The organism is Streptococcus sp. (assembly GCF_030825805.1).
Lineage (GTDB): Bacteria > Bacillota > Bacilli > Lactobacillales > Streptococcaceae > Streptococcus.
This window is the reverse complement of sequence record NZ_JAPJPF010000008.1, coordinates 1-26,229: the sequence shown is the minus strand read 5'-3', so window position 1 is coordinate 26,229 and position 26,229 is coordinate 1. Positions and strand designations below refer to the sequence as shown.

The 26,229-nt window shown below is 41.7% G+C and carries 25 protein-coding genes and 1 pseudogene; 21 read left to right on the top strand and 5 right to left on the bottom strand.

Annotated elements, in window-relative coordinates:
* The first annotated feature begins 84 nt into the window (after nucleotides 1-84).
* The gene (locus RCH62_RS02325) at nucleotides 85-828 is read left to right on the top strand and encodes an ABC transporter ATP-binding protein (protein ID WP_236127893.1); all 744 of its coding nucleotides are present in this window, start codon (nucleotides 85-87) and stop codon (nucleotides 826-828) included.
* The gene (locus RCH62_RS02320) at nucleotides 818-2,464 is read left to right on the top strand and encodes a hypothetical protein (protein WP_306474524.1); all 1,647 of its coding nucleotides are present in this window, start codon (nucleotides 818-820) and stop codon (nucleotides 2,462-2,464) included. The genes RCH62_RS02325 and RCH62_RS02320 overlap by 11 nt, the downstream gene beginning before the upstream one ends.
* A gap of 236 nt (nucleotides 2,465-2,700) precedes the next feature.
* On the opposite strand, the gene RCH62_RS02315 is transcribed toward RCH62_RS02320, so the two are convergent.
* On the bottom strand, nucleotides 2,701-3,543 hold the full coding sequence (locus RCH62_RS02315) for a DegV family protein (RefSeq protein ID WP_306474523.1): 843 nt from the start codon (nucleotides 3,541-3,543) through the stop codon (nucleotides 2,701-2,703).
* Nucleotides 3,544-3,670: 127 nt separating this feature from the next.
* Here RCH62_RS02315 and RCH62_RS02310 point away from each other — a divergent pair, with 127 nt between their 5' ends.
* Complete coding sequence (locus RCH62_RS02310) at nucleotides 3,671-4,249, top strand: TetR/AcrR family transcriptional regulator (RefSeq protein WP_306474522.1); 579 nt, start codon at nucleotides 3,671-3,673, stop codon at nucleotides 4,247-4,249.
* A gap of 26 nt (nucleotides 4,250-4,275) precedes the next feature.
* Here RCH62_RS02310 and RCH62_RS02305 read toward each other — a convergent pair whose 3' ends face one another.
* The 3 genes from RCH62_RS02305 to coaA all read right to left on the bottom strand — a co-directional run bounded on the left by RCH62_RS02305 (nucleotide 4,276) and on the right by coaA (nucleotide 6,148).
* Complete coding sequence (locus tag RCH62_RS02305; RefSeq protein WP_125335886.1) at nucleotides 4,276-4,806, bottom strand: DNA topology modulation protein; 531 nt, start codon at nucleotides 4,804-4,806, stop codon at nucleotides 4,276-4,278.
* 65 nt (nucleotides 4,807-4,871) lie between these two features.
* The gene (gene rpsT / locus RCH62_RS02300; RefSeq protein ID WP_001274004.1) at nucleotides 4,872-5,105 is read right to left on the bottom strand and encodes a 30S ribosomal protein S20; all 234 of its coding nucleotides are present in this window, start codon (nucleotides 5,103-5,105) and stop codon (nucleotides 4,872-4,874) included.
* 122 nt (nucleotides 5,106-5,227) lie between these two features.
* Entirely contained in the window at nucleotides 5,228-6,148 is a 921-nt protein-coding gene (coaA, locus tag RCH62_RS02295; protein ID WP_125335883.1) for a type I pantothenate kinase, read from the bottom strand.
* A gap of 95 nt (nucleotides 6,149-6,243) precedes the next feature.
* Here coaA and RCH62_RS02290 point away from each other — a divergent pair, with 95 nt between their 5' ends.
* The 8 genes from RCH62_RS02290 to RCH62_RS02255 all read left to right on the top strand — a co-directional run bounded on the left by RCH62_RS02290 (nucleotide 6,244) and on the right by RCH62_RS02255 (nucleotide 13,983).
* Nucleotides 6,244-6,837 (top strand): class I SAM-dependent methyltransferase, encoded by a 594-nt coding sequence (locus tag RCH62_RS02290; protein WP_123160424.1) that lies wholly within the window; start codon nucleotides 6,244-6,246, stop codon nucleotides 6,835-6,837.
* Nucleotides 6,834-8,111, top strand: coding sequence for a pyrimidine-nucleoside phosphorylase (locus tag RCH62_RS02285; protein WP_125335879.1), 1,278 nt, complete (start codon nucleotides 6,834-6,836; stop codon nucleotides 8,109-8,111). Before RCH62_RS02290 ends, RCH62_RS02285 begins: the two co-directional genes overlap by 4 nt.
* Before the next feature lie 22 nt (nucleotides 8,112-8,133).
* Nucleotides 8,134-8,796, top strand: coding sequence for a deoxyribose-phosphate aldolase (deoC, locus tag RCH62_RS02280; RefSeq protein ID WP_061564122.1), 663 nt, complete (start codon nucleotides 8,134-8,136; stop codon nucleotides 8,794-8,796).
* Complete coding sequence (locus RCH62_RS02275; protein ID WP_048687941.1) at nucleotides 8,783-9,172, top strand: cytidine deaminase; 390 nt, start codon at nucleotides 8,783-8,785, stop codon at nucleotides 9,170-9,172. The genes deoC and RCH62_RS02275 overlap by 14 nt, the downstream gene beginning before the upstream one ends.
* A gap of 78 nt (nucleotides 9,173-9,250) precedes the next feature.
* Nucleotides 9,251-10,306: a BMP family protein gene (locus RCH62_RS02270; RefSeq protein WP_048687944.1), complete on the top strand. Its 1,056-nt coding sequence runs from the start codon at nucleotides 9,251-9,253 to the stop codon at nucleotides 10,304-10,306.
* A 137-nt stretch (nucleotides 10,307-10,443) separates the two neighbouring features.
* Nucleotides 10,444-11,976: an ABC transporter ATP-binding protein gene (locus RCH62_RS02265; protein ID WP_125335876.1), complete on the top strand. Its 1,533-nt coding sequence runs from the start codon at nucleotides 10,444-10,446 to the stop codon at nucleotides 11,974-11,976.
* Nucleotides 11,969-13,024: an ABC transporter permease gene (locus RCH62_RS02260; protein ID WP_048687948.1), complete on the top strand. Its 1,056-nt coding sequence runs from the start codon at nucleotides 11,969-11,971 to the stop codon at nucleotides 13,022-13,024. The genes RCH62_RS02265 and RCH62_RS02260 overlap by 8 nt, the downstream gene beginning before the upstream one ends.
* A 2-nt stretch (nucleotides 13,025-13,026) precedes the next feature.
* Nucleotides 13,027-13,983, top strand: a complete 957-nt coding sequence (locus RCH62_RS02255) for an ABC transporter permease (RefSeq protein ID WP_048687951.1) — start codon at nucleotides 13,027-13,029, stop codon at nucleotides 13,981-13,983.
* Nucleotides 13,984-14,040: 57 nt separating this feature from the next.
* Here the strand turns inward: RCH62_RS02255 and RCH62_RS02250 are convergent, their stop codons facing one another.
* The gene (locus RCH62_RS02250) at nucleotides 14,041-14,931 is read right to left on the bottom strand and encodes a polysaccharide deacetylase family protein (protein WP_306474521.1); all 891 of its coding nucleotides are present in this window, start codon (nucleotides 14,929-14,931) and stop codon (nucleotides 14,041-14,043) included.
* Nucleotides 14,932-15,179: 248 nt separating this feature from the next.
* Here RCH62_RS02250 and RCH62_RS02245 point away from each other — a divergent pair, with 248 nt between their 5' ends.
* The 10 genes and pseudogenes from RCH62_RS02245 to RCH62_RS02200 all read left to right on the top strand — a co-directional run bounded on the left by RCH62_RS02245 (nucleotide 15,180) and on the right by RCH62_RS02200 (nucleotide 26,087).
* Nucleotides 15,180-16,466, top strand: a complete 1,287-nt coding sequence (locus RCH62_RS02245; RefSeq protein ID WP_306474520.1) for a homoserine dehydrogenase — start codon at nucleotides 15,180-15,182, stop codon at nucleotides 16,464-16,466.
* A gap of 1 nt (nucleotide 16,467) precedes the next feature.
* Nucleotides 16,468-17,343, top strand: a complete 876-nt coding sequence (gene thrB, locus RCH62_RS02240) for a homoserine kinase (protein ID WP_306474519.1) — start codon at nucleotides 16,468-16,470, stop codon at nucleotides 17,341-17,343.
* 157 nt (nucleotides 17,344-17,500) lie between these two features.
* A complete protein-coding gene (locus RCH62_RS02235) occupies nucleotides 17,501-18,427 on the top strand; it encodes a hypothetical protein (protein ID WP_306474518.1) in 927 nt (308 codons plus the stop codon).
* Between the two features lie 134 nt (nucleotides 18,428-18,561).
* The gene (gene murB, locus RCH62_RS02230; protein WP_306474517.1) at nucleotides 18,562-19,464 is read left to right on the top strand and encodes a UDP-N-acetylmuramate dehydrogenase; all 903 of its coding nucleotides are present in this window, start codon (nucleotides 18,562-18,564) and stop codon (nucleotides 19,462-19,464) included.
* Nucleotides 19,465-19,670: 206 nt separating this feature from the next.
* Nucleotides 19,671-20,828 carry an ABC transporter ATP-binding protein gene (locus RCH62_RS02225; protein WP_306474516.1) on the top strand — a complete coding sequence of 386 codons (1,158 nt, stop codon included), beginning with the start codon at nucleotides 19,671-19,673 and terminating at the stop codon, nucleotides 20,826-20,828.
* A complete protein-coding gene (locus tag RCH62_RS02220) occupies nucleotides 20,809-21,615 on the top strand; it encodes an ABC transporter permease (protein WP_048687974.1) in 807 nt (268 codons plus the stop codon). Before RCH62_RS02225 ends, RCH62_RS02220 begins: the two co-directional genes overlap by 20 nt.
* Entirely contained in the window at nucleotides 21,612-22,385 is a 774-nt protein-coding gene (locus tag RCH62_RS02215) for an ABC transporter permease (protein ID WP_048687979.1), read from the top strand. Before RCH62_RS02220 ends, RCH62_RS02215 begins: the two co-directional genes overlap by 4 nt.
* Entirely contained in the window at nucleotides 22,382-23,452 is a 1,071-nt protein-coding gene (locus RCH62_RS02210) for a PotD/PotF family extracellular solute-binding protein (protein WP_048789148.1), read from the top strand. Before RCH62_RS02215 ends, RCH62_RS02210 begins: the two co-directional genes overlap by 4 nt.
* A gap of 163 nt (nucleotides 23,453-23,615) precedes the next feature.
* Nucleotides 23,616-24,632 carry a UDP-glucose 4-epimerase GalE gene (gene galE / locus RCH62_RS02205; RefSeq protein WP_023023679.1) on the top strand — a complete coding sequence of 339 codons (1,017 nt, stop codon included), beginning with the start codon at nucleotides 23,616-23,618 and terminating at the stop codon, nucleotides 24,630-24,632.
* A gap of 111 nt (nucleotides 24,633-24,743) precedes the next feature.
* Nucleotides 24,744-26,087 (top strand): annotated as a pseudogene (locus RCH62_RS02200) (DUF2142 domain-containing protein).
* Nucleotides 26,088-26,229: the final 142 nt, after the last annotated feature.

Genomic DNA, 26,229 nt, shown 5'->3' with positions numbered 1-26,229 from the left:
AATGAGGAAAAGAGGACTAAAATATAGGCAAAATAAGTAACCACTTTCTTTCATTAGGGAAATGGAATAGGAGAAGGAGAATCTATGATTGAATTTCAAGGAGTCACCAAGGATTACGATGGTCAACTGGCATTGAACCATTTGAACTTAACCATTGAAGATGGGCAAATTGTCGGTTTGATCGGCCATAATGGAGCCGGAAAATCAACGACCATTAAGAGCCTGGTCAGTGTCATCACCCCGACGACTGGTAGAATCCTAGTAGATGGGAAGGAGCTCTATAGCAATCGCTTAGAAATAAAGAAGAAAATTGGCTACGTAGCCGATTCGCCAGATCTCTTCCTTCGATTGACGGCCAATGAATTTTGGGAGTTGGTCGCTACTTCTTATGATATGAGCCAGCAGGAATGTGATGACCGCTTGGAGCATTTGCTACATCTGTTTGACTTTGCTAGTCATCGTTATGAGGTCATTGAGTCTTTCTCTCATGGGATGCGCCAGAAGGTCTTTGTCATCGGGGCTCTTCTATCTGATCCAGACATCTGGGTTCTAGATGAGCCCATGACTGGTTTGGATCCCCAAGCCTCTTACGATCTGAAGCAGATGATGCGGGAGCATGCGGATAAGGGCAACACTGTTATCTTCTCTACCCATGTCCTCGAAGTAGCAGAACAGCTCTGTGATAAGATTGCCATCCTGAAGAAGGGGAACCTCATCTTTTATGGAACTATCGAGGAATTAAAGGGACAACACCCAGAACAAAGCCTAGAGTCCATTTATCTTGGACTGGCCGGTCGAAGAGAAGAGGTGAGTCCAGATGCGTCTTAAAATGGTTCGTCGCCTAGTGGACGTCAACATTATCTACGCTACTCAGCCTGCCCAATTAGCGAAATTTAGAAAGAAGCAGGAAAAGGATCCGACTAGGAAAGTCAATGTTTCCGCCCAGTCCATTCGGACCTATATATTTATCGGTCTCCTTTATCTCTTCCTTTTTGGGATACTTTCTAGTGCCAATGATTTTGTCTCTAGCCCTGGTCCCTTTGTCAATATGATTACGCTCTTTGCGCTCTTGGCTATATCCCAAGGCTTGATGAGTTTTTACAATGTCTTTTACGAAAGCAAGGATTTACAATTTTACCGTCCCTATGCCTTTTCGGATGCAGAAGTGATTGCAGGAAAGAGTATTTCGGTCATCTTAGTGCTCCTGATGGCCTTGCTTCCAATGCTGAGTTATTTCATCATTCTTCCTATTCAAGCAGGGGGAAATGTTTTGGTGGGGCTCCTTCTTGGCCTTCTTTGCGCCTTGATTCTCCTCTCCATCCTCTTTTTAGGCACCTTGTTCTTATCCCATCTGATTACCAAATCAGCTGTCTTTAAGAAACACACGAGTTTGGTGTCTAACCTCATCATTGGATTGAGTAGTCTCATTTCCATTGGAGCCTATCTCTATATCAATAAGCTCCAGTCAGAGCACTCGGTAGCTGGTGATCTGGTCACTCAACCCAGCATTTTTCCTCCGATAGAGGTCTTCCATACCTTTATCTTGAATCCTTTGGATTCAGGAGCTCTACTTGGGATGTTGGCTTGGGTATTGGTTCTAGCAGTCCTCCTTTGGCTGGTAAAAAGTCAGGTCTTGCCTCATTTCTATGATGCTGCCCTTGAGGTTTCTTCTAGCCATGCGGTCAAGGAGCGGGTCAGTCAGATGAAGCTAGGAGATCAGAAGGCCTTTCATCGCTTTACCGTTTCCTACCATAAACGGCTTCTGAGTGATGGTACCTTGCTGACGCAGGTTATCTTCATGATGGCAATTTTCCCTTATCTGTTCACATTTGGCTTGTTTTTAGGAGCATCGCGAGCTTCCCTCCAAATTGAAAACTACCTCACGCCCCAATACCTGCTTCCTTTATCGCTGATTGCTTTTATGATTGGAATCTTCAACTCTGTGGAAAGCTTGACCAGTATTGGGATCTCATTGGAGCGGGAAAATTTCGCATATCTTCGTGCCCTTCCGATTGACTTTAAACGCTATTGTTTGAAGAAATTTTGGATCCTCTTTTCGGTCCAGTCTGCTTTGCCGATCGTGCTCTTAGTAGGGGTATCTTGCTACTTTGGGGTCCATCCCTTCTCCCTTCTAGCCATGCTTTTGATTTGGTTTTTGACCAGTTTGAGTTTGAGTGTGATCGCTTTTAGACGTGACTACAAGCTCTTAACGACCAACTGGTCGACTGTAACGGATCTGATGAACCGTAATAGAGGAAATGCTGCCCTGAGAGGATTATTGATCTTTATCTTTATTATCGTTATGCTGATTCTGATAGGTTTTGCTTTCTATTTATCCGCTGTGGCCTTCACCACCTTGATTGCTAGTGTGATTTATCTTCTCATTGCAGCTATAGGAGCTCTTGCAACTGTTTCTATCTATAAACGTACTTTTTATAAATTTAACCAAGAGATTGGTGAATAAAAAAAAATCCCTCTGGTCCTGACCGGAGGGAATCTCTATGGTAAAAGAGAGTGGGACAGAAATCGGTAATTCGTTAGAATTCGATTTCGTCGTCCCACCTCCGCACAGTTGAGTAGGGCTGTAAAAGCTGATGAAATCAGCGTAGTAGAGCCCACTCAACCACTGCGTCTTGCTCGATAATCTAAAGATAATTGAGAGGCTAGGACTTTTGTCCCAGCCTCTTTTATAGTTTGTTGTTAAATTTCATAGCCGATTAAGAGGCCACCTTCTTCAGCATAGAAGCTACAGAGGCCAGAGGTCGGAAGAACTTCGATATCCGCATTGGCGAATTTTTCATGGACCAAGGCAGAGAGTTGTTCTACGAATTTATCGTTGCGGCGGTGAGCGATGGTGATGTGTCCACCTTTATAGCCGGCTTTGAGCATTTCTTCAAAAGTAGTGGAAATAGCTTTCTTTTGGCCACGGGCTTTATGAAGGAGTTCAAGGGTTCCGGTATCGCTGGCTTGGCCGACCATACGGATGTTTAAGAGGCCGACAACCGTTCCGATAATTTTATTAAGTCGACCATTTTTAACCAAATTATCGACCTTAGCCAGTACAAAAATCAGTTTGGTTTTTTCTTGGTATTTAGTGATGACTTCGACCACTTGATCAAAGTCAAGGTCTTGAGCGATGAGTTGATGGAGTTTGCGGACGAGGAGGTCCACTTCACCACCAGCTGATAAACTATCGATCACATGGATATTGCTTGCAGGATGGTCTTCTAGATAAAGTTTTTTTGCGACCTGAGCACTATTGTGGCTTCCAGACAAAGTACCAGTGATGGTAACAACGATGATATTATCAGCACCCTCGAAGGCCTTCATATAGTCATCAGGACTAGGACAAGCTGATTTGGAAGCAGTAGTAGTCGCATACATATCTTCCATCATTTTATCTGTATCAAGCTTGGCGTCGTCTGTATAGATGGTCTCACCAATCTGGATGGTAAGGGGAACTGAAACAAAGCTAGTATCTGGTGCAACACTTTCATAAGTACGATAATCACAGCCAGAATCTGCAATAATTTTCCATTTCATTTTTATTACCTCAAAATGTAAAAAATTGTACATTGACAAGTAGTTAGTCTTTTTTTACAATTATATCATGAAGTTGCATTCTCTGAAAGCAGATACATTCAGATGATACAGATAGAAAGTAAGTGTTATGGCAGAAAGAAAGATATTCGAAAAATCCTTAGCGAACCTAAAGCGATCCAATCAAGAAAGCAATGCCATCACACGGGAATCCTTGGAGATTTCCCTGCTTCAGTTGTTGGATAAAAAGGACTTGAAAAAGATTACCATTTCAGAATTGGTGGAGAGAGCAGGCGTTTCTCGTGCAGCTTTTTACCGAAATTATGAGTCAAAAGAAGAATTGCTCGAATCCATCTTCCAATCAACTGTTTCGAAGATTACCAAGTCTTTGGAAGGCTACAATTTTAAGACCGATTTGTACCAGATTTGGGTCTATCTCTTTAAAGAGGCTAAGAAGGAAGCCCGTATTATCAGCTTGGCCGTCGATTATAATTTTGAGAAACTGCTTACCAAGGCCGTTTATGAATTTCTGGAAAAGAGGAGTAAAAGTCAGAAATCCTCACAAGGACCAGCTAGCTATTTGAATTCCTTCCTCAGCTCAGCCATTGTCTCTGTCCTAGCCAAGTGGATTAAGGATGGCATGAAGGTGCCGGCGGAGAAGATGGCTTCTTTAGGACTTCCCTTGTTTCCTCAAAAGAAAAGAAAATAAGAAAAATGATCTACTAGATCGAGTGTTTACTTCGATTCCAGTAGATCATTTTTTACTTTATCCAGGAAACGGTCCAGTTCCTTTTGGTTCTTGAGAGAGATGAATTTTTTTGGGTAGGTGGAGTGGATGTTTTGATACCTTTCTCTGGCAGTTTTTGTTCGTCCATCCCAGAGAATCCAACGGATGAATTCCCAGTCAAAGCGTTCAGGGCATCCTGCTGCCATACTCTCACGGACACGGCCTTTATAATGGCAGTATCGTTTCCATCCTCTATAGAGGCAGTTCCAACGAGAGAAGTTGAGAAAGATAATCTGGTCGGCTTGCTCCATTCTCTCCTCATAGCAGCACCAAGAGTAATTGCCATCAATAACCCAGTCTCTATGCTCGCTGAGAAACTGTTTCATTTCTTGCTCCATCCAATCCCGGTCACTGTCTATCCAACCCGGTTGAAATTGAAGGGTGTCCATGTGGAGCTTGGGAATGGAGTAGTAGCGGGCTAGGTTTTCAGCCAAATTTGACTTACCAGATCCTGAATAGCCGATAATCATAATTTTCATGTCTTCTCCTCATTTGGAAGCAACAAAAAAAGCTCCGAGGAGCTCATTTTGTATGCAATGCTTGATTAGCCAAGTTTTGCTGCAAGACGTGCTTTATCACGGCTAGCTTTGTTTTTGTGGATCAAACCTTTAGTTTCTGCTTTATCGATAGCTGAGCTAGCAGCGCGGTAAAGTTCTTCAGATGGGTTTGCTTCAAAAGCTTTGATTGCAGTACGCATAGCTGATTTTTGAGCTGAGTTTTTTTCGTTTTGTTTAACGTTCAATTCAGCGCGTTTGATAGCTGATTTAATGTTTGCCAATTATTTCACCTCCAATGATATTCTAACTCTCTTATTATATCTGAAAACTTTTCTTTTGACAAGCCCAAACTAATTTTTCTTCGAATCCTTATTTTTCTAGGATTGTTTTGCTTCATATCTCACTATCTCTTGAGATAGATTTCGTCAATCTCATGGTTAGCAGATTTGTGCAGGATCAGTTCGGCTCGGTTCCGGGTGGGCTCGATATAGTCTTTGAGATTTAAGAGGTTGATCGACTCCCATACCTGATGAGCGAAGGCGAGGACTTCTTCTTCAGGTTGCTTAGTAAAGTGGTGGTAGTAGTTGCTTGGGTCATCTTTCGCACGGTCTAACAACTTTTTAAAGCGATCGATATACCAGGATTCAATATTGGCAACCTCAGCATCCACATAGATGGAAAAGTCAAAGAAGTCTGTCATATAGAGACGATCGTTTTGTGGATTCTGAAAGACATTGATCCCTTCCACGATAATGAAGTCCGCAGCTTGGATGGTTTGCTTCTGGTCAGGGACGATATCATAAATCTCGTGAGAATAGACGGGGATTTGATAGCTTTGACCATTTTTGAGTTGGTTGAGGAAATCCAAAAGGAGCTCCATATCATAACTTTCAGGGAAGCCCTTGCGATTGAGAATGTTTTGTTCAATCAAGGTGGCGTTGGGATACAAGAAACCATCGGTGGTCACCAATTCAACAGTAGAATCTGAAAAGGTCCGAGAAAGAAGGATTTGAAGGAGACGACTAGTCGTTGATTTGCCGACAGCCACAGACCCTGAAATTCCAATCATAAAAGGCTGTTTTTTACTTTCCTGTTGGAGAAAAATGCCTTTTGAGAAAGCTAAATCCTCTTTCGCTTTTTTGTAGATTTGAATTAAGTGTGTCAGGGGTAAATAAATATCGGTTACATCTTGTAAGCTAATGAGGTCATTAAAACTCTTGATTGAATTCAATTCCTCTTCAGATAGAGGAGGGGTTGATTTCCGGTGGAGATTTTGCCAAGTTTGTCGATTGATCTTTTCGAAGTGTAGAAATTCTTTATCCATTGCAAGCCTTTCCTCCATAGTGACCTTTAGTATATCAGTTTTGAGATCTTCTGTAAACGATTTAAAAATAGGTTAAATTATGCTATAATGCTAATATGAGTAAAATGTACTATGATGAACATCCAGATGCTCAACATGATATCCACGAGTTACAGGTGGTTCTTCTAGGAGAGCGGATGAAATTTCTGACGGATGCCGGTGTTTTTAGTAAGAAAATGATCGACTTTGGTAGTCAGGTCCTCTTATCTTGTTTGTCCTTCCAGCAAGGAGAGACGGTTTTGGATGTTGGTTGCGGCTATGGTCCACTTGGTCTCTCTTTGGTTAAGGCCCAAGGGATCCATGCGACTATGGTAGACGTTAATACACGGGCTTTAGATCTAGCTCAGAAAAACGCAGATTTAAATCAAGTTGAAGCAAAGATCTTCCAATCCAATGTTTATGATCAGGTTGAGGGAAGTTTTGATCATATTATCAGTAATCCTCCCATTCGGGCTGGGAAAAAGGTAGTCCATCAAGTGCTTTCTGGGAGTTTTGACCATTTGAATCCTGGTGGAGACTTAACCATTGTCATCCAGAAAAAACAGGGAGCTCCGAGTGCGAAGGCCAAAATGGAGGAAGTCTTTGGGAATTGTGAAATCCTCAAAAAAGACAAAGGATATTATATTTTAAGGAGTGAAAAAGTCACATGAGAGCTGTAGATATCATTCAGAAAAAACGTGATGGCATTGAGTTGAGTAAAGATGAGATTCATTGGTTGATCGAAGGCTATGTGGCTGGAACAGTACCTGATTATCAAATGGCTGCCTTTGCTATGGCAGTTTATTTCAAGGGGATGACGACCCGAGAAATCTCAGATTTGACCATGAAGATGGTGGAGACAGGGGAGCAATTCGACCTTTCCGCTATTAAAGGCATCAAGGTGGACAAACACTCAACAGGTGGTGTAGGGGACAAAGTAACAATTGTACTGGCACCTCTAGTGGCCAGCTTTGGCGTCCCAGTTGCCAAGATGAGCGGTCGTGGTCTTGGACATACAGGGGGGACCATCGATAAGCTAGAATCCATTAAAGGATTCCAAATTGAGCGGACCCAGGAAGAGTTCATTAAACAAGTGCAAGAGATTGGTCTTTCTGTTATCGGTCAGTCTGACCAATTGGTCATGGCGGATAAGCTCCTCTATGCGCTTCGGGATGTAACAGCGACAGTTGATACAATTCCATTGATTGCCAGCTCGGTCATGAGTAAGAAGATTGCGGCTGGAGCGGATGCCATCCTTCTCGATGTCACCGTTGGAGAAGGGGCCTTTATGAAGACCATTGAAGAGGCGCGTGAACTGGCTCGTACCATGGTAGATCTTGGTAATGCTGTTGGTCGTAAGACCATTGCTGTCTTGACAGATATGAGCCAGCCTTTAGGAACCAGCATCGGGAACCGTCTCGAAATTCTTGAAGCCTTAGATATTCTTCAAGGAAAAGGAAGAGAAGATGTGACTCACTTCATTTGTGAATTGGCTCAAATTATGCTGGAACTCGGTGGGGTGACGGCCAGCTTGGAAGAAATCAAGCAGCATCTGACAGCCGGCAAAGCACTGAAGAAGTTTGAAGAAATGGTCCTTGCTCAAGGTGGAGATTTAGACGATCTCTATCGTCCAGTTCAGGTAAAAGAACAAGTGCCTGTCTATGCAGAAGAGGATGGCTATATTGCAGCCTTGCCTGCGATGGAACACGGACTCTTCGCTATGCGTCTTGGAGCTGGCAGAGCAGTCAAATCAGATGATTTAGATTATGAAACAGGGATTGTTTTTGCTAAGAAAGTGGGGGATCCTGTTCAAAAAGGCGACCTTGTTGCAACTATTTATACAAATTTAGAAATTAGTCAAAAAACCATTGCAGAATTCCAAAAAAATGTTAAAATACTAGACAAGGTTGTAAGCGTTTCAGAAATTATTGAAATTGTTTCGTAATTCATTTGGGGGAGATTTATTAATGAAATTAAACAAATATATTGACCACACATTATTAAAACCTGATGCACAACAAGAACAAATCGAGGCTTTGATCGAAGAAGCGAAAGAATATGATTTTGCAAGTGTTTGTGTCCAACCGACCTGGGTCAACTTCGCTGCAGAAGGTCTTCGAGATTCAGATGTAAAAGTGTGTACAGTGATTGGTTTCCCTCTTGGCGCAAATACACCAGCTGTTAAAGCATTTGAAACTCAAAATGCCATCCAAAATGGAGCCGATGAGATCGATATGGTCATCAATATCGGTGCCTTGAAATCAAAAAATCTGACATTAGTAGAAGAGGACATTCAGGCCGTTGTGGATGCTAGTGGCGATCGCTTGGTAAAAGTGATTATCGAAACTTGCTTATTAACTGAAACTGAAAAAGTAGTGGCTTGTCAGATTGCCAAATTGGCAGGAGCAGACTTTGTCAAAACTTCGACTGGCTTCTCTACTGGTGGAGCAACTGTTGAGGATGTAGCTCTCATGCGCCAGGTTGTTGGACCGGATATGGGAGTGAAAGCATCTGGTGGTACTCGTAGCTATGAGGATGCTCAAGCCATGATCCAAGCGGGTGCTAACCGAATCGGTACTTCCTCAGGAGTAGCCATCATGAAGGGAGAAGTAGCCCATGGCGACTACTGAGTTGATTGACCTAGCTGTAAAAACAAGTGAGAATGCTTATGTACCTTATTCTCATTTTCCAATTGGAGCTGTTCTTGTGACAGATGAGGGGAAGATTTATACAGGCGTCAATATTGAAAATGCGAGCTTCGGCTTGACCAATTGTGGCGAGCGGACAGCCATCTTTAAGGCTGTTTCAGAAGGAGAGCGTTCATTTAAGGAATTAATTATTTATGGTCAGACGGAAAAACCAGTTTCACCCTGTGGTGCTTGTCGCCAGGTGATGGCTGAATTTTTCGAGCCAGACCTACCGGTTACTCTGGTAGCCAAAGATAAATCGACGGTCGTGATGACGGTCAAGGAATTGCTTCCATATTCCTTTACAGATCTTACCTAGTAGCTTCTGTAAAGGCGGTCTATTGACCCTTTCATTAATCCGCAACTTAGTTGCATATCTTATTTAGGAGGTTCAGAAATGAACAAGAAACAATGGTTAGGCCTAGGTCTAGTAACTGTCGCTGCAATCGGACTTGCTGCATGTGGAAATCGTGCGTCTCGCAAAGATTCTTCAGATGCAAAAACTGATTTAAAAGCTGCTATCGTTACTGACACAGGTGGTGTTGATGATAAATCATTTAACCAATCTGCATGGGAAGGTCTACAAGCTTGGGGTAAAGAAAACGGTCTTTCTAAAGATAACGGATTCACTTATTTCCAATCTACAAGTGAAGCAGATTTTGCGAATAACTTTAGCCAAGCTGCTACAAACGGCTACAAATTAGTTTACGGTGTTGGTTACAAACTTGCTCCAGCTGTTACAGCTGCTGCAGATGAAAATGCTGATATCAACTACGTTATCATTGACTCTGTTGTAGGCGACAAAAAGAACGTAGCATCTGCTGTTTTTGCGGATAATGAAGCTGCTTACCTTGCAGGGGTTGCTGCTGCCAAAACAACTAAGACTAACAAAGTTGGTTTCATCGGTGGAGCACGTGGTGAAGTTATCACTCGTTTTGAAAAAGGATTTGAAGCAGGCGTGAAGTCTGTAAACAAAGATATTTCAGTAGACGTACAATATGCTGAAGACTTCAACAACCCTGAAAAAGGAAGAACTATTGCAGCGACACAATACGCTGCAGGAGCTGACGTTATTTACCAAGCTGCTGGTGGTACAGGAGCTGGTGTCTTCAAGGAAGCTAAAGACTTGAACGAGAAGAAAAATGAAGACGAAAAAGTTTGGGTTATTGGTGTAGACCGTGACCAAGTCGACGAAGGTAAATACACTTCAAAAGATGGTAAAGAATCTAACTTCGTATTGGCTTCAACTTTGAAACAAGTTGGTAAAACTGTTCAAGAAATCGCAACTCAAACTGCTGATGGCAAATTCCCAGGTGGAAAAGTGATCACATTTGGTTTGAAAGATGGTGGTGTTGATTTGACAACTTCTAATCTTTCTGAAGATGCTAAAAAAGCAGTAGAAGATGCTAAAAAACAAATTATCGATGGTAGTGTAAAAGCACCTGAGAAATAAAACCTTCCGGAAGCGATCCATCCTTCTTGGGTCGCTTTTTTATGAGGTGTTGGGACATTTTGTCTCAATAGAACTTACTAACTCGTTTAGCAGGTCCTACTGAAATAAAATATAGTTTTCTAGAAAGGAATATTCGAATGGCACACGAAAACGTCATTGAGATGCGTGAAATTACCAAAATCTTTGGTGAATTTGTCGCAAACGACAAAATCAACCTCGAATTGCGTAAAGGTGAAATTCATGCACTTCTTGGTGAAAATGGAGCTGGGAAATCAACCCTGATGAATATGTTGGCTGGTCTTTTGGAACCAACGAGCGGAGAAATTGTGGTCAATGGGAAATCTGAAAAACTAGATTCTCCTTCAAAGGCTGCTTCTCTAGGGATCGGGATGGTTCACCAGCACTTCATGTTGGTAGAGGCTTTCACTGTTGCAGAAAATATCATTCTTGGTAGCGAAGTTACTAATAAAGGTGTATTAGATTTGAAAAAGGCTAATGCAGATATCCTTGAGTTGTCAGAACGCTACGGCTTGGCTGTGGATCCTACCGCAAAAGTTGAAGATATTTCTGTTGGGGCTCAACAACGTGTAGAAATCTTGAAGACACTCTATCGCGGAGCTGATATTCTGATTTTCGACGAGCCTACAGCAGTGCTAACTCCTGCTGAAATTTTGGAGTTGATGGAAATCATGAAAACTCTTGTTAAAGAAGGGAAATCTATCATCCTTATCACTCACAAACTGGATGAAATTCGTGCCGTTGCGGACCGTGTCACAGTTATTCGTCGTGGGAAATCCATTCAAACCGTTGGCATCGAAGGTGCTACCAATAAAGATTTGGCGGAAATGATGGTTGGGCGCTCAGTTTCTTTCGTAACAGAAAAAGAAGAAGCGCAGCCTAAAGAAGTAGTTCTGCAAATTTCTGACTTGGTCGTGAATGAAAACCGTGGTGTCCCTGCGGTTAAAGAGCTATCTCTTGACGTTCGCGCAGGTGAAATTGTCGGGATTGCAGGGATTGATGGCAATGGTCAGAGTGAATTGATTCAGGCGATTACCGGACTTCGCAAAGTCAAATCAGGTAGTATCAAAATTAAGGGACAAGAAGTTGTTGGCCTTTCCCCACGTAAGATTACGGAAATGAATGTCAGCCACGTGCCTGAAGATCGTCATCGTGATGGTCTTGTGCTCGAAATGATGCTTTCTGAAAACATCGCACTTCAAACTTACTACAAAGAACCACTTAGCAAAAATGGTGTATTAAATTACAATCAAATTAATTCCTATGCCCGCAAGTTGATGGAAGAATTTGATGTTCGTGCAGCCAACGAGATTGTGCCAGCAAGTGCTCTATCAGGAGGAAATCAACAAAAAGCCATTATTGCTCGTGAAGTTGATCGGAATCCAGATTTGTTAATCGTTAGCCAACCGACACGTGGATTGGACGTTGGTGCGATTGAGTACATCCATAAACGTTTGATTGGTGAACGTGATAAAGGGAAAGCCGTCCTCGTAGTCAGCTTCGAATTAGATGAAATTCTAAATCTATCAGACCGGATTGCTGTTATTCATGATGGAAAAATCCAAGGTATTGTGAAGCCATCTGAGACCAACAAACAAGAGCTTGGTATTCTAATGGCTGGTGGAGAAATCAAGGAGGCTTCAAATGAATAAAAATACAAGACAAATTGCTATTCCTTTTATTTCTGTAATCCTAGGAATCATCCTCGGAGCCATTATCATGTGGATCTTTGGTTATGATGCTCTTTGGGGTTATGAAGAACTCTTCAAGACAGCTTTTGGTTCCATTAAAAATGTGGGTGAAATTTTCCGTACTATGGGGCCGCTGATTTTGATCGCTCTCGGATTTGCGGTAGCCAGTCGAGCTGGATTTTTCAATGTCGGCTTACCAGGACAAGCCTTGGCTGGTTGGATCGCGGCAGTATGGTTCGCTTTGTCCTTCCCAGATATTCCGCGTATCCTGATGATTCCTTTGACGGTCCTTGTGGCTGCAATTGCCGGTGGTCTCATTGGTTTAATTCCAGGACTTCTGCGAGCATTTTTGGGGACGAGTGAAGTCATCGTTACTATTATGATGAACTACATCGTACTGTTTGCTGGAAATGAAATTATCCGGAACTTCCCTAAAAAGTTCATGGTCGATTCTGAATCCAGTATTACAGTTGGAGCAAATGCAAGTTACCGCCTAGGGTTCTTGACAGAATTGACTAAGTCACGGATGAATATCGGTATCTTTATCGCCTTGATTGCTGTTGCAGTTATTTGGTTCATTATTAAGAAAACAACACTTGGTTTTGAAATCCGTTCCGTTGGTCTTAACCCCAATGCTTCAGACTATGCAGGGATGTCAGCTAAACGTACCATCATCCTTTCCATGGTGATTTCAGGTGCCCTTTGTGGGATTGGAGGAGCTGTAGAAGGGATTGGTACCTTCCAGAATGTTTATGTTCAAGCTGGTTCCTTGGCTGTTGGATTTAATGGGATGGCAGTGGCTCTCCTTGCTAGCAATTCCCCTATTGGGATTGTCTTTGCTGCCTTCTTGCTTGGAACCTTGCAAACAGGTGCGCCAGGTATGACCACAGCGACTATTCCACCAGAACTTGTCAATATTGTGACAGCTTCGATCATCTTCTTTGTAAGTGCTCACTATATTATCGAAAAATACATCAAGCCTAAAAAACAAATGAAAGGAGTAGAGTAAGGATGAATATTGTTGCTATACTAACGATTCTTGTATCGAATATGCTGGTCTATGCTGCTCCCCTCATTTTCACTAGTATCGGAGGTGCCTACTCCGAACATGCTGGTGTCGTTAATGTCGGTTTGGAAGGGATCATGGTTATGGGAGCTTTCACAGGAGTCGTGTTTAACTTGACTTTTGCTGGCTCTCTTGGAGGCATGACAATCTGGTTATCTCTCCTTGCAGGAGGTTTGGTTGGTCTCATTTTCTCTGCTATCCATGCGGTAGCGACTATTAATTTCCGTGCTGACCATGTGGTGAGTGGTACAGTATTGAATTTGTTGGCTCCTGCCTTAGCCGTCTTCTTGGTTAAAGCTATTTACGGAAAAGGCCAAACCAACAATATCGATTTGTCATTTGGTAAATTTGATTTTCCTTTCTTGTCTGATATTCCTGTCATTGGTGATATCTTCTTCAAGAATACTAGCTTAATGGGATATGTAGCGATTGCATTTTCATTTGTAGCATGGTTTATTATGTTTAAAACGAAATTCGGTCTTCGCCTTCGCTCAGTTGGTGAACACCCACAAGCTGCGGATACCCTCGGTATCAATGTTTACCTTATGCGTTACTATGGTGTGCTCATCTCTGGATTCTTAGGAGGAGTTGGCGGTGCCTTGTATGCACAATCTGCTTCTGTCAATTTCTCTGCCACTACCATTGTGGGACCAGGATTTATCGCCCTAGCGGCAATGATCTTTGGTAAATGGAGCCCAATCGGTGCCATGCTATCCAGTCTATTCTTTGGACTTTCACAAGCCTTGGCGGTTGTATCTACGCAGATTCCTTTCCTTGCCCATATTCCTGGAGTATACCTCCGTATTGCTCCGTATGTGTTGACCATCATCGTACTAGCAGCCTTCTTTGGTAAGTCGGTTGCACCGAAAGCAGATGGTGTGAACTATATCAAATCGAAATAAAAGCCTCCCTTATGGAGAAAGAAAGCACGAGTCAGTCGGACTCGTGCTTTTTTGTGCTTATGAATTGGTTTGCATTTCTGCAAGTAGGTTTTCAGCTGTCGTAGTCGGTAAAATCCGCAGGCGTTTTAGTGAGTAGAGACCATCGTCTAGACTAGCTAGTCCATTATTGGTCGTTAAGCCCATTTTGTAGCCATTGTTTTTTGCTAGTTCCATGGTGACGTCAGAGTAGCGACCGGCTGGGTAGACAATGGTAGTAGTGGTTTGGTTGAGTTTCTTGTCTAGTACTTGTTTAGAATTTGATAGTTCAGATTCCTGACGAGAGCTATCTGATTGGGCTAAGTCTGGGTGAGATACCGTATGACTCTCAAAGGTTATACCTTGCGCTTTCATTTCTTTGATCTGATCGAAGGTTAAAACACTGGGTCTTTCTTCATCAGAAAAAGAAGTAATGATATTGTTGGTTGCGGTCATTTGGTATTTCTTTAGGAGAGGATAGACAATGGTATAAAAGTCAGCAATTCCATCATCAAAGGTCAACCAAACGACTTTTCTTCCTTCAGGTAGTTCATTTTTAGTAAGTGCCCGATAAGCTTCTTCAGGCGTCAAGGTATAGTAGCCGGCTTCTTTAAGAGCTTTGAGATGACTTTCAAAGGTTTCTGGTGCCACGATGAGATTGGCATTGGCTTCTTCAGAGGGAGCCATCGTGTGAACAGCGTGGTACATGAGAATAGGGATTTTCACAGGTTGATCTTGTTTCACCCATTTAGTGGTGGAGCCTTGCTGATTCACAGTCCGACTTGTATTTGTTTCTTGCTTGTCTGTAACGGGAGTACTAGCAGCTCGTTTTAATAGGAGAAAGCCTAAAATGAAGATGCAAGATAGGAGAAAAGCATTTAAAATAAGTAGTAAGCGTATTTTCTTTGGGACACGTCTTTTTCGGTGATTCATAGAGACCCCTTTCTAATTCATTATCATTATATCATAGGGGCAGGAAATCTCTTCAAGACAAAGTTACAAATGGACTAAAATTTTGGGAAATCTCCTTGACTTTTGAAGGAATGGCTTGCTAGTAGGTTTAGTGAGAAGATATAAATCTGAGAAAGTGGAGTTCTTGTAGAGGAAGAAGGCTATAGAACTAGTCAGAAGGGGCTAGTTTTTGATATAATAGACTATATTAGATTTTTAAGGAGACCAACATGTCTGTAAAAATTGCCTTACTAGGATTTGGGACGGTAGCAAGTGGTGTGCCGTTTCTATTAAAAGAAAATGGTGATAAGATCTTCCAAGCTGCTCAGTCTGAAATTGAAGTAGCTAAAGTTCTTGTCAAGGATGAAGAAGAGAAAGCCCGCTTGTTAGCTGCTGGTCATGACTATAACTTTGTGACCAATGTTGATGAGATCATTGAAGACAAAGACATTGCCATCGTTGTTGAATTGATGGGTCGAATTGAGCCAGCTAAGACCTTTATTACACGTGCTCTTCAAGCTGGAAAACATGTCGTAACAGCTAATAAAGATTTGCTTGCGGTTCATGGAGCTGAGTTGATTGCGATTGCCAAAGAGCATGGCGTTGCCCTCTATTATGAAGCAGCAGTAGCTGGAGGCATTCCAATACTTCGGACCTTGGTTAACTCTCTCGCTGCAGATAAGGTGACTCGTGTCCTCGGTGTGGTCAATGGAACCTCCAACTTTATGATGACCAAGATGGTCGAAGAGGGCTGGACTTATGAAGATGCTTTAGCTAAGGCTCAAGAGTTGGGCTATGCGGAAAGTGACCCAACCAATGACGTAGATGGGATTGATGCAGCCTACAAAATGGTGATTTTGAGCCAGTTTGCTTTTGGGATGAACGTTCAGTTTGACCAAGTAGGTCATAAGGGGATCCGCAACATTACTCCTGAGGATGTTGCTGTGGCTCAAAGTTTAGGCTATGTAATCAAATTGGTGGGATCTATCGAAGAAACTCCTTCAGGTCTCTCAGCAGAAGTAACTCCAACCTTCTTACCAAAAGCACACCCACTAGCTGGCGTGAATGGTGTCATGAATGCCGTTTATGTGGAGTCTATCGGAATCGGGGAATCCATGTACTATGGTCCTGGTGCAGGTCAAAAACCAACAGCAACTAGTGTAGTCGCTGACATTATTCGCATTGTTCGTCGCCTCAATGAGGGAACAATTGGAAAAGCCTTTAACGAATACAGCCGTCCTGTGCAATTAGCTAAACCAGAAGATGTGAAGAGTGATTATTACTTCTCTATTCAAACTCCAGATATGAAGGGACAATTGCTCAAGTTGGCACAAATTTTCAACCAAGAAGATGTTTCCTTTAAGCAGGTTCTTCAAGCAGGTGCTAAAGATTCTGTGGCTCGTGTTGTGATTATCACTCACCAATTGAATCAAACACAATTGCACCATATCATTGAGAAAATTGATGCCGAAGCTGACTTTACCTTGTTGAATACCTTTAAAGTATTGGGAGAATAAGATGAGAATTACAGTACCAGCGACCAGTGCCAATGTCGGTCCAGGATTTGATTCTGTTGGGATTGCCGTGACTCGCTATTTGACCATTGAAGTGCTAGAAGCGCAAGAAAACTGGTGGATTGAACATGACTTGGGGGAGGAGATTCCAAGCAATGAAGAGAATCTCTTGCTTCAAACTGCTCTCCAAGTTGCGCCAGATATGCCTCCTCATCGTCTCAAGATGATCAGTGAAGTGCCTTTGGCGCGTGGTTTGGGGTCATCCAGCTCTGTTATCGTAGCGGGGATTGAGTTGGCCAATCAACTGGGCAAATTATCCCTAAGTGATGAAGATAAACTAGAAATTGCGACAAAAATCGAAGGCCATCCAGATAACGTAGCGCCAGCCATTTTTGGAAATCTGGTCGTAGCGAGCTATGTGGATCAGCAGACCAATCATTTGGTCCTTTCCTTCCCTGAATGTGCTTTGGTAGCCTTTGTTCCGAATTACGAACTCAAGACCAGTGATAGCCGAAATGTCCTTCCAAGTGAATGGACTTATAAGGAGGCTGTTGCAGCTAGTTCGATCGCAAACGTGGCCATTGCTGCCCTTGCTAAGGGAGACTTAAGAGTCGCAGGAAAAGCTATTGAAGCAGATCGCTTCCATGAACGCTACCGCCAACAGTTGGTTGCAGAGTTCCCTCAGGTGAAAGAAGTTGCACATCAACACGATGCTTATGCCACTTACCTTTCTGGTGCAGGTCCAACTATTATGACCTTGCTCCCTGTTGAACATGCAGAAGCCTTTGCCAAAGACTTAGAATCGAAGGGCTTAAATGGTCAGGTCTTCTCTTTAAATATTGACACAACTGGTGTGAAGGTAGAGAACAGCGAATCTTGATTTAATAAAAAAATGATTAGATAGGCTAAATTAGTCTATCTAATTTTATTTATCTATGATAAAATAGTTCTATAAATCATTTGTCTATCAAATTATTTTAGGATAATAAACAATTATTCGAAAGATAGATAGAATTGTAAAGGAGATTGTAATTCTAATGAAAGACTTTGAACGTCATCAACTTGCTACGGAACTTGGATTCCAGTATGATCCTGAAACATCATCTATTTATGGGGAAAACTCTGGCTATTTCTTCTTACTGAGAGAAACAGACACAAAAAATGTTTTTACCATTTCGCTTTCTGTGTCGCGTGATGATGCAGAAGAAGCAGCGGCTCAATTGCATCAAATGGTGAAAGACTCTTCTGTTTTGAAGAGCATTAGCCTCAACCAATATGTCACAACTTTTACTGTAAAAGCTGGAATGACTAAAGCAAAAACGATTGAAAACATTCGTCAAGCCTTAACAGAAATCCTGCAATTTTTGCAAACCAATGGCTTCTACACTGTTTGTGGATACTCTGGTGAAAAAGGACCGGTTGGCCTCTACCAAATCGATGACTCCCTCTTCTTGATGAACGAAGATTGCTTTAAAGAGTTAAGTACTCAACTAAAGATTGAAACCGATTCGTATAATAGTCAGAATGAAAATGTTCTTATTGGAACAGTCGGTGCCTTTGTTGGTGCCATTATTGGAGGGGCAGTTGCACTATTTATCGCTCGTATGGGCTATGTATCCTATATCGCTGGCTTGGTTCTGGGTGTCTGCGTTGTCAAAGGTTATGAGATCTTAGGAAAGAAATTTAGCAAAAAAGGTGCTGTGATCTCAACAGTTCTGATGTTGTTGACCATTGTGTTAGTTCACCAATTTGACTATACTCTACATCTTATGAGTGAATATGAATTGAGCTTCGCTGATTCTTTTGATGCGGTTAACGCGACAGTCTTAAATGGGGATGCTCCACAAGAATATTTCATTAACTTCCTTTTGCTGGCTGTATTTACGGGTATTGGAGCATGGGGAGCGATTAGCTCAGCCTTGTCTACTCAAAAATCACGTGGCATTGCACGTAAGATTGGCTAATTAAATTAACCATTGTTTAAAAAAATTAAAACAGAATCGGTCCTTTGACTGTTTCTGTTTTTTTACTTCTGAGTCGAAAAGTGAGCTGGTTTTTGTTATAATGGATAAGATAACGTATAGAAGAGAGTTGTGAGATGGAAATCCTAAAGCAAATCAAAGAGGAGTTGGCTGGTATTGATATTTTGTTCAATGAGCCACTCAAACAATATACCTATACCAAGGTTGGAGGAGCGGCAGATTATTTAGCCTTCCCTCGCAATCAATATGAATTAAAACGAATTGTCACCTTTGCTAATGCTCAGGAAATTCCTTGGATGGTCTTGGGGAATTCTTCCAATATTATCGTCCGTGACGGTGGGATTGAAGGTTTTGTGATCATGTTTGATCATTTCCATGACATCCGTGTCAATGGCTATGTGATTGAAGCAGAGGCAGGAGCTAAGCTCATCGATGTGACTCATGTAGCCCGCTACCATGGCTTAACAGGCTTTGAATTTGCTTGTGGGATTCCAGGTAGCATCGGTGGAGCAGTCTATATGAATGCTGGCGCCTATGGTGGTGAGATTGCCCATATTCTCCAATCGTGTAAGGTCTTGACGCCAGAAGGAGAAATTAAAACCTTAACAGTAGAAGAATTAGCTTTTGGCTATCGCCATTCCAAGATCCAAGAGACTGGTGACGTGGTGATTTCGGCTAAGTTTGCCTTAGCACCTGGCAATTATGATCAGATCGATCAAGAAATGGCTCGCTTGACGCATTTGAGAGAGATGAAACAACCCCTGGAATACCCGTCTTGTGGCTCTGTCTTTAAGCGTCCGGTCGGGCACTTTGCGGGACAGTTGATCAGTGAAGCTGGACTGAAAGGGCATCGAATTGGTGGTGTGGAGGTTTCTGAAAAGCATGCTGGCTTTATGATTAACGTCGATCATGGTACTGCCAAAGATTATGAAGACTTGATTGCCCATGTCATCGCGACAGTTGAAAAATCAGCTGGGGTGACCTTGGAGCGCGAAGTCCGTATTATTGGGAAAGATTAACGGTTCGAGATGGAATAGGGGCTACTCTAGGGTAGACCCGTCCTACTTTAGAAGGGGGGTGAGTGCCTATCGATACTGAAAATAGGTGGGGCAGTCTTATAAGTCCCCGAGAGGTGTTGGTGGTCTGACGGGTTCGCTCGTCAGCCTATGAGACTAGTTGGTTGGTCTCAGAAGGAAACGCATGAAAAAGAAGGAATTTATGTGAATTGAAAAAACCAATTATTGAGTTTAGAAATGTCTCAAAAGTATTTGAAGACAGTGATACAGTGGTTCTCAAAGACATCAACTTTGAGTTGGAAGAAGGGAAATTCTATACCCTCCTCGGTGCTTCAGGTTCTGGTAAATCAACGATTCTGAACATCATTGCTGGTTTGTTAGACGCTTCGACAGGAGATGTCCTCTTGGATGGTGTTCGGATCAATGATGTACCGACCAATAAACGGGACGTCCATACCGTCTTCCAATCCTATGCCCTTTTCCCACATATGAATGTGTTTGAGAATGTTGCTTTCCCTCTCCGTTTGAAGAAAGTTGACAAGTCTGAAATCGAGAGACGAGTAACAGAAGTCCTCAAGATGGTGCAATTGGGAGGCTTGGAGAAACGGTCCATCCAGAAACTTTCTGGTGGTCAACGCCAGCGGGTAGCCATTGCACGGGCTATTATCAATGAACCGCGAGTAGTCCTCTTGGATGAGCCCTTGTCTGCCCTTGACTTGAAGTTACGGACTGACATGCAGTATGAGCTCCGTGAATTGCAACAACGCTTGGGTATTACCTTTGTTTTTGTAACCCACGACCAGGAAGAAGCGCTAGCGATGAGTGACTGGATCTTTGTCATGAACGAAGGAGAAATCGTCCAGTCAGGGACGCCAGTCGATATCTACGATGAGCCCATTAACCATTTTGTTGCGACCTTTATTGGTGAGTCCAACATCCTTCCAGGGATCATGATTGAAGACTACTTAGTAGAGTTTAATGGTAAACGTTTTGAGTCAGTCGATGGAGGGATGAGACCAAACGAACCGGTCGAAGTCGTGATTCGTCCCGAAGACTTGCAGATTACACTGCCTGAAGAAGGCAAGCTCCAGGTGAAAGTAGATACCCAACTGTTCCGTGGGGTTCACTATGAGATCATCGCCTATGATGAATTGGGTAATGAGTGGATGATTCACTCAACCCGTAAGGCTATTGTAGGAGAGGAAATCGGTCTGGACTTTGAGCCAGAAGATATCCACGTCATGCGTCTCAATGAAACGGAAGAAGAGTTTGATGCTCGGATCGAAGAGTACGTCGAAGTGGAAGAGCAAGAAGCTGGATTGATCAATGCCATCGAGGAGGAAAGAGATGAAGAAAACAACCTCTAACCTCTTTGTGGTTCCCTACTTTCTCTGGATCCTCCTCTTTGTCTTGGCTCCTGTAGTTTTGATTATTTGGCAATCCTTTGTCAATGTCCAGGGACAGGGTTCCTTAGAGAACTACCAAACCTTTTTTACAGCGCAGAATTGGACCTACCTCAAGATGAGTTTTAACTCCATTCTCTATGCTGGAATCGTCACCTTTGTGACGCTCTTGATTTCTTACCCGACAGCTTATTTTTTGACCCAGCTTAAGCACCGCCAACTCTGGCTCATGCTGATTGTCCTTCCGACCTGGGTCAACCTCTTGCTCAAGGCTTATGCCTTTATCGGGATCTTTGGTCAAGGGGGATCTATTAACCAATTCTTGAGTTTCATCGGAATCGGTCCGCAACAGATCCTTTTTACGGACTTTTCTTTCATCTTTGTTGCTAGTTACATTGAGTTGCCTTTTATGATCCTTCCTATCTTCAATGTCTTGGATGATTTGGATCCAAACCTCATCAATGCCAGCTATGACCTAGGAGCTAACAAGTGGGATACCTTCCGTCGGGTTGTCTTTCCACTGTCTATGAACGGGGTTCGCTCCGGTGTCCAGTCAGTCTTTATTCCAAGTTTGAGTCTCTTCATGTTGACGCGTTTGATTGGAGGAAACCGAGTTATTACCCTGGGGACTGCCATCGAGCAGCACTTCCTTACGACGCAAAACTGGGGAATGGGATCCACCATTGGGGTAGTCTTGATCCTTGCTATGCTCTTAGTCATGTGGGTAACGAGAGAAAGGAGTGAACGATGAAAAAGATTTCACGTATCTATTTAGGATTGATTTTCCTTCTCCTTTATCTGCCAATCTTCTACTTGATTGCCTATGCCTTTAATGCTGGCGGGGATATGAATGCTTTTACAGGCTTTACCTTGGAGCATTTCCAGAGTCTCTTTGAGGATACGCGTCTCATGTTGATCCTCTCACAGACCTTCCTCTTAGCCTTCTTGTCAGCCTTGATTGCGACCATTATTGGGACCTTTGGGGCGATCTACATTTACCAGTCTAAGAAGAAGTTTGAAGGACCATTTTTGTCCATCAATAACATCCTTATGGTGGCACCTGACGTGATGATCGGCGCTAGCTTCCTGATCCTCTTTACGACCATCAAGTTCCAGCTGGGCTTTGCCTCTGTCTTGATGAGTCACGTGGCCTTTTCTATTCCAATCGTGGTCTTGATGGTCTTGCCACGCTTGAAGGAAATGAACCGTGATATGGTCAATGCGGCCTATGACCTAGGAGCTACTCAGGTACAGATGTTGAAGGAAATCATGCTTCCTTATTTGACACCTGCCATCATCGCTGGTTACTTTATGGCCTTTACCTATTCCTTGGATGACTTTGCGGTGACCTTCTTTGTCACAGGGAACGGCTTTACAACCTTGTCTGTTGAGATCTACTCACGGGCTCGTCAAGGGATTTCATTGAATATCAATGCCCTTTCTGCCTTGGTCTTCCTCTTCAGTATCTTACTGGTGGTCGGCTATTACTTCATCACTAGAGAGAAGGAGGAGACAGTATGAAAAAACTCTATTCATTCTTGCTAGGGATTGTCGTGGTCATCCTTGTTTTAGCAGGGTTAAGTGCCCGTCTTGAAGCCAAGACCAATCCAAAAGACAGTGACAAGCTGGTCATCTACAACTGGGGAGACTATATCGATCCAGAATTGCTTAAGGAATTTACCAAGGAGACAGGCATTCAAGTCCAATACAATACCTTTGATTCCAATGAAGCCATGTACACCAAGATCAAGCAAGGGGGAACAGCTTACGATATAGCGATTCCAAGTGAATACATGATCGCCAAGATGATGGACGAGAATCTGCTTGAAAAATTAGATAAGTCTAAACTGAAAGGCTTAGACAATATCGACCCACGCTTCTTGAACCTGGATTTTGATCCGGACAATCAGTACTCAGTTCCTTACTTCTGGGGGACCCTTGGTATCATATACAACACCAAGATGGTCGACAAGGCTCCAGAACACTGGGCTGATCTATGGAGACCAGAGTACAAGAATGACATTATGATGTACGATGGGGCGCGTGAGGTCATGGGGATTGGACTCAATAGCTTAGGCTACAGCCTCAACTCCAAGGATCCTCAGCAATTGCAAGAGTCTGTCGATAAGCTTTATACCTTGATGCCTAATATCAAGGCCCTTGTAGCCGATGAAATGAAAGGATACATGATCCAGAACAATGCGGCTATTGGGGTGACCTTCTCTGGTGAAGCTCGTCAAATGCTGGATGCCAATGAGGACCTTCGTTACGTCGTCCCATCAGAAGCCAGCAACCTTTGGTTTGATAATATTGTCATTCCAAAGACCGTGAAGAATAAAGAAGCAGCTTATGCCTTTATCAACTTCATGCTTCGCCCAGAGAATGCATATAAGAATGCTCTCTATGTCAGTTATTCCACACCGAACAAAGAAGCTAAGAAGATGCTACCAAAAGAGGTCCAAGAGGACCAGGCTTTCTACCCAAGTGATGACACGCTAAAGAACTTAGAAGTCTATGAACAACTTGGGAAGAAGTGGTTGGGTGTCTATAACGACCTCTACCTACAAGTGAAGATGTATCGGAAGTAGGATAAAATTCTACAAAAGCTAAAGCAAGTTTTTACCGGTAAAAACCGGATTAAAACTTGCTTTTTTGTGTGAAAAGAAGAAAATTATTATAGGAAAAATTTTGAAAAATTTTTTTAATTGTGGGATAATGGAAAAAAGTTGATTCAGTCGGGAGATAGATTACATGCAGCATAAAATATTAGTAACTGGTGGAGCGGGTTTTATTGGTTCCCACACTATTATTGAATTGGTCAATGCAGGTCATGAAGTTGTGATTATAGACAATTTAGTAAATAGTAATGAGAAAAGTATACAAGAAGTAGAAAAAATCATTGGAAAATCGATAACTTTTTATCATGAAGATATTCGAAATAAATCAAAACTTCTAGAAATTTTTCTAAAAGAAAAACCGACTGGTGTGATCCATTTTGCTGCATTAAAAGCGGTTGGAGAATCAGTACAAATCCCACTCACTTATTATGAAAATAATATTAGTGGAACATTGACTTTACTTCAGGTCATGAAAGAAGTTCAATGTAAAAATATCATCTTTAGTTCATCAGCAACTGTTTATGGAGATCCACATACAGTTCCTATCTTGGAAGATTTTCCCTTATCTGTTACAAATCCATATGGTAGAACAAAACTTATGACTGAAGAAATCCTTCAGGATATTTACAAAGCGGATTCTACATGGAATATTGTATTGTTACGTTATTTTAATCCAATTGGGGCTCATGAAAGCGGGAATATTGGTGAAAATCCAAATGGTATTCCTAATAACCTATTACCATATGTAACACAAGTAGCAGTAGGAAAGTTAGAGTCTGTTAATGTATTTGGGAACGATTATCCAACACCTGATGGAACTGGTGTACGCGATTATATTCACGTAGTTGACCTGGCAAAAGGCCACGTTGCTGCTTTGAAAAAACTTTCCAACGACTCAGGGTTAAATATTTATAATCTGGGTACGGGTCGGGGCTACTCTGTATTAGAAATTATTCAAAATATGGAGAAGGTTGTAGGAAAAACAATTCCATTCAAGATTATTGATCGACGACCAGGGGATATCGCAACCTGTTATGCAAATCCATCCAAAGCACGCAAAGAACTAGGATGGAGTGCCCAATTTGATATTCATCGGATGTGCCAAGATGCTTGGAGATGGCAGAGTAAGCATCCAAATGGATATTGTTAGTCACAATTATTCTGATCGTATTTTGTATGGAGACATGGTTCTAGTAGGGAAGGAAAAGTATGAATAATAGGATTTATAAAGATTGAAAAGAGTAGGTACAAGTCAATATACTTGATTCAACTATACCTCATCATCTTGATTGGTTTGCTATCTATATTTGTACGTTATCCAATGTCATGGTATGACGAACAAGTTCATTATGCTCGAGTTCATACCTATTCGAATAATTTGAGTTCCAAAAGTGAGGGATATATTACTCAAAGCGAACAAGACTTTATTCATTTATCAATGACAATCATTTCTAAGTCATTAGCGCAGGAGAGTCAAAAGATAATAAGTATAGATTGGAAGAGTGAATTTAATAATCTAACAGATAGCAAAGAAAAAGTACTCACTAAGGATGGATCTACGGCAGCAGTGTATTCTCCTTTAGTATATTTCCCGTATATTATAACTGCTTGGACTTCGAAGTTACTTAACCTAAGTACTATCAATACATTTTTACTCTTAAGGTTAGTTGGATTTTTATCAGTTTTTTGGTTATTCTTATTAGCGATTCGAAAAATACCATTTGGGAAGACAACTCTTTTAATCATCTGGTCCATCCCAACTGTAATTTTATCCTTTACAGCTATATCTGCTGGTACGCTTACTTATGGCCTTATATTCCTATTTGTTTCATAAATTATAAGCTTATATCAAAAATTAGCTCTTAACAGTGAAATTAAAAAGAGGGAATTTGTTTCTTTAATCTTGTGCTCCATTCTAGTTGTCATGTCTAAAATGCCGGCATTAGTTATCCTAGCGCTTTACTTACCGTTAATTTACATTGGTGTTAAAAGGGTTAGGTTATCAAAATCCCAGATTTATTTGTTAAGTGGAAGTTTAATTTACTGTGCCTTATTGACAGTTTTATGGTATTTGAATATCAAAAATATAAACGGGAATATAATTTACTATGGGGCAAAGAATATTGATCAAGGCAGACAGTTGAGTTTTATATTTGCTCATCCGTTAAAAGCGATGAAAACTTTTTTTGAAAGCATTATAAATTTTCCATATTTTGAATTTCAGTTAGGTTATTCCGATCTTTTAAAAATGATGCATGTTCCAATTACAATTTCATTCTTTTCCATATTTTGTATGTTTACTAGTTTTAGAATTCAAGAAAAAGATAGTATTGTGATTGAAAAATCATATCGCACGATTTATAATCTTTTCTCTAAATTGGTATTTTTAGGAATTTTATTATTAATTTTTATTTGCAGGTCACAGAAGTGGGGGCTGATGCAATTAATTGTGTTCAAGGACGGTATTTCTTTTCTAATTTTACTGATTCCTTTTTCAAATGGTAAGAGTCAATTAGATGAAAAATCTGCAAGACAAATTCTATATTTATCATTGCTCCCGTCTATCTACTATGTTTTAATCATGTTTTATCAATTGAGAACATAATCATAATAGGATTGAAATAATAAAAAAATAGGGTTTATTCTAGTTTTTTGTTACAATAGAAGGTGAAGAAATCAAGGAGAGAGTTAAATGACCATATCAGTTGTAGTCCCATGTTTTAACGAAGAAGAATCGATTCCATTAT

Bases quoted from the DNA above. Each gene is read 5' to 3' on its own strand.
- coaA (WP_125335883.1), bottom strand. From the start codon at position 6,148: ATGGATAAAGAATTTCTACACTTCGAAAAGATCAATCGACAAACTTGG.
- RCH62_RS02305 (WP_125335886.1), bottom strand. From the start codon at position 4,806: ATGAAAATTATGATTATCGGCTATTCAGGATCTGGTAAGTCAAATTTG.
- RCH62_RS02235 (WP_306474518.1), top strand. From the start codon at position 17,501: ATGAAAGACTTTGAACGTCATCAACTTGCTACGGAACTTGGATTCCAG.
- RCH62_RS02220 (WP_048687974.1), top strand. From the start codon at position 20,809: ATGAAGAAAACAACCTCTAACCTCTTTGTGGTTCCCTACTTTCTCTGG.
- RCH62_RS02285 (WP_125335879.1), top strand. From the start codon at position 6,834: ATGAGAGCTGTAGATATCATTCAGAAAAAACGTGATGGCATTGAGTTG.
- thrB (WP_306474519.1), top strand. From the start codon at position 16,468: ATGAGAATTACAGTACCAGCGACCAGTGCCAATGTCGGTCCAGGATTT.
- galE (WP_023023679.1), top strand. From the start codon at position 23,616: ATGCAGCATAAAATATTAGTAACTGGTGGAGCGGGTTTTATTGGTTCC.
- RCH62_RS02310 (WP_306474522.1), top strand. From the start codon at position 3,671: ATGGCAGAAAGAAAGATATTCGAAAAATCCTTAGCGAACCTAAAGCGA.
- RCH62_RS02265 (WP_125335876.1), top strand. From the start codon at position 10,444: ATGGCACACGAAAACGTCATTGAGATGCGTGAAATTACCAAAATCTTT.
- RCH62_RS02215 (WP_048687979.1), top strand. From the start codon at position 21,612: ATGAAAAAGATTTCACGTATCTATTTAGGATTGATTTTCCTTCTCCTT.
- RCH62_RS02260 (WP_048687948.1), top strand. From the start codon at position 11,969: ATGAATAAAAATACAAGACAAATTGCTATTCCTTTTATTTCTGTAATC.
- RCH62_RS02275 (WP_048687941.1), top strand. From the start codon at position 8,783: ATGGCGACTACTGAGTTGATTGACCTAGCTGTAAAAACAAGTGAGAAT.
- deoC (WP_061564122.1), top strand. From the start codon at position 8,134: ATGAAATTAAACAAATATATTGACCACACATTATTAAAACCTGATGCA.
- RCH62_RS02270 (WP_048687944.1), top strand. From the start codon at position 9,251: ATGAACAAGAAACAATGGTTAGGCCTAGGTCTAGTAACTGTCGCTGCA.
- RCH62_RS02325 (WP_236127893.1), top strand. From the start codon at position 85: ATGATTGAATTTCAAGGAGTCACCAAGGATTACGATGGTCAACTGGCA.
- RCH62_RS02210 (WP_048789148.1), top strand. From the start codon at position 22,382: ATGAAAAAACTCTATTCATTCTTGCTAGGGATTGTCGTGGTCATCCTT.
- RCH62_RS02250 (WP_306474521.1), bottom strand. From the start codon at position 14,931: ATGAATCACCGAAAAAGACGTGTCCCAAAGAAAATACGCTTACTACTT.
- RCH62_RS02315 (WP_306474523.1), bottom strand. From the start codon at position 3,543: ATGAAATGGAAAATTATTGCAGATTCTGGCTGTGATTATCGTACTTAT.
- RCH62_RS02255 (WP_048687951.1), top strand. From the start codon at position 13,027: ATGAATATTGTTGCTATACTAACGATTCTTGTATCGAATATGCTGGTC.
- murB (WP_306474517.1), top strand. From the start codon at position 18,562: ATGGAAATCCTAAAGCAAATCAAAGAGGAGTTGGCTGGTATTGATATT.
- RCH62_RS02320 (WP_306474524.1), top strand. From the start codon at position 818: ATGCGTCTTAAAATGGTTCGTCGCCTAGTGGACGTCAACATTATCTAC.
- RCH62_RS02290 (WP_123160424.1), top strand. From the start codon at position 6,244: ATGAGTAAAATGTACTATGATGAACATCCAGATGCTCAACATGATATC.
- RCH62_RS02245 (WP_306474520.1), top strand. From the start codon at position 15,180: ATGTCTGTAAAAATTGCCTTACTAGGATTTGGGACGGTAGCAAGTGGT.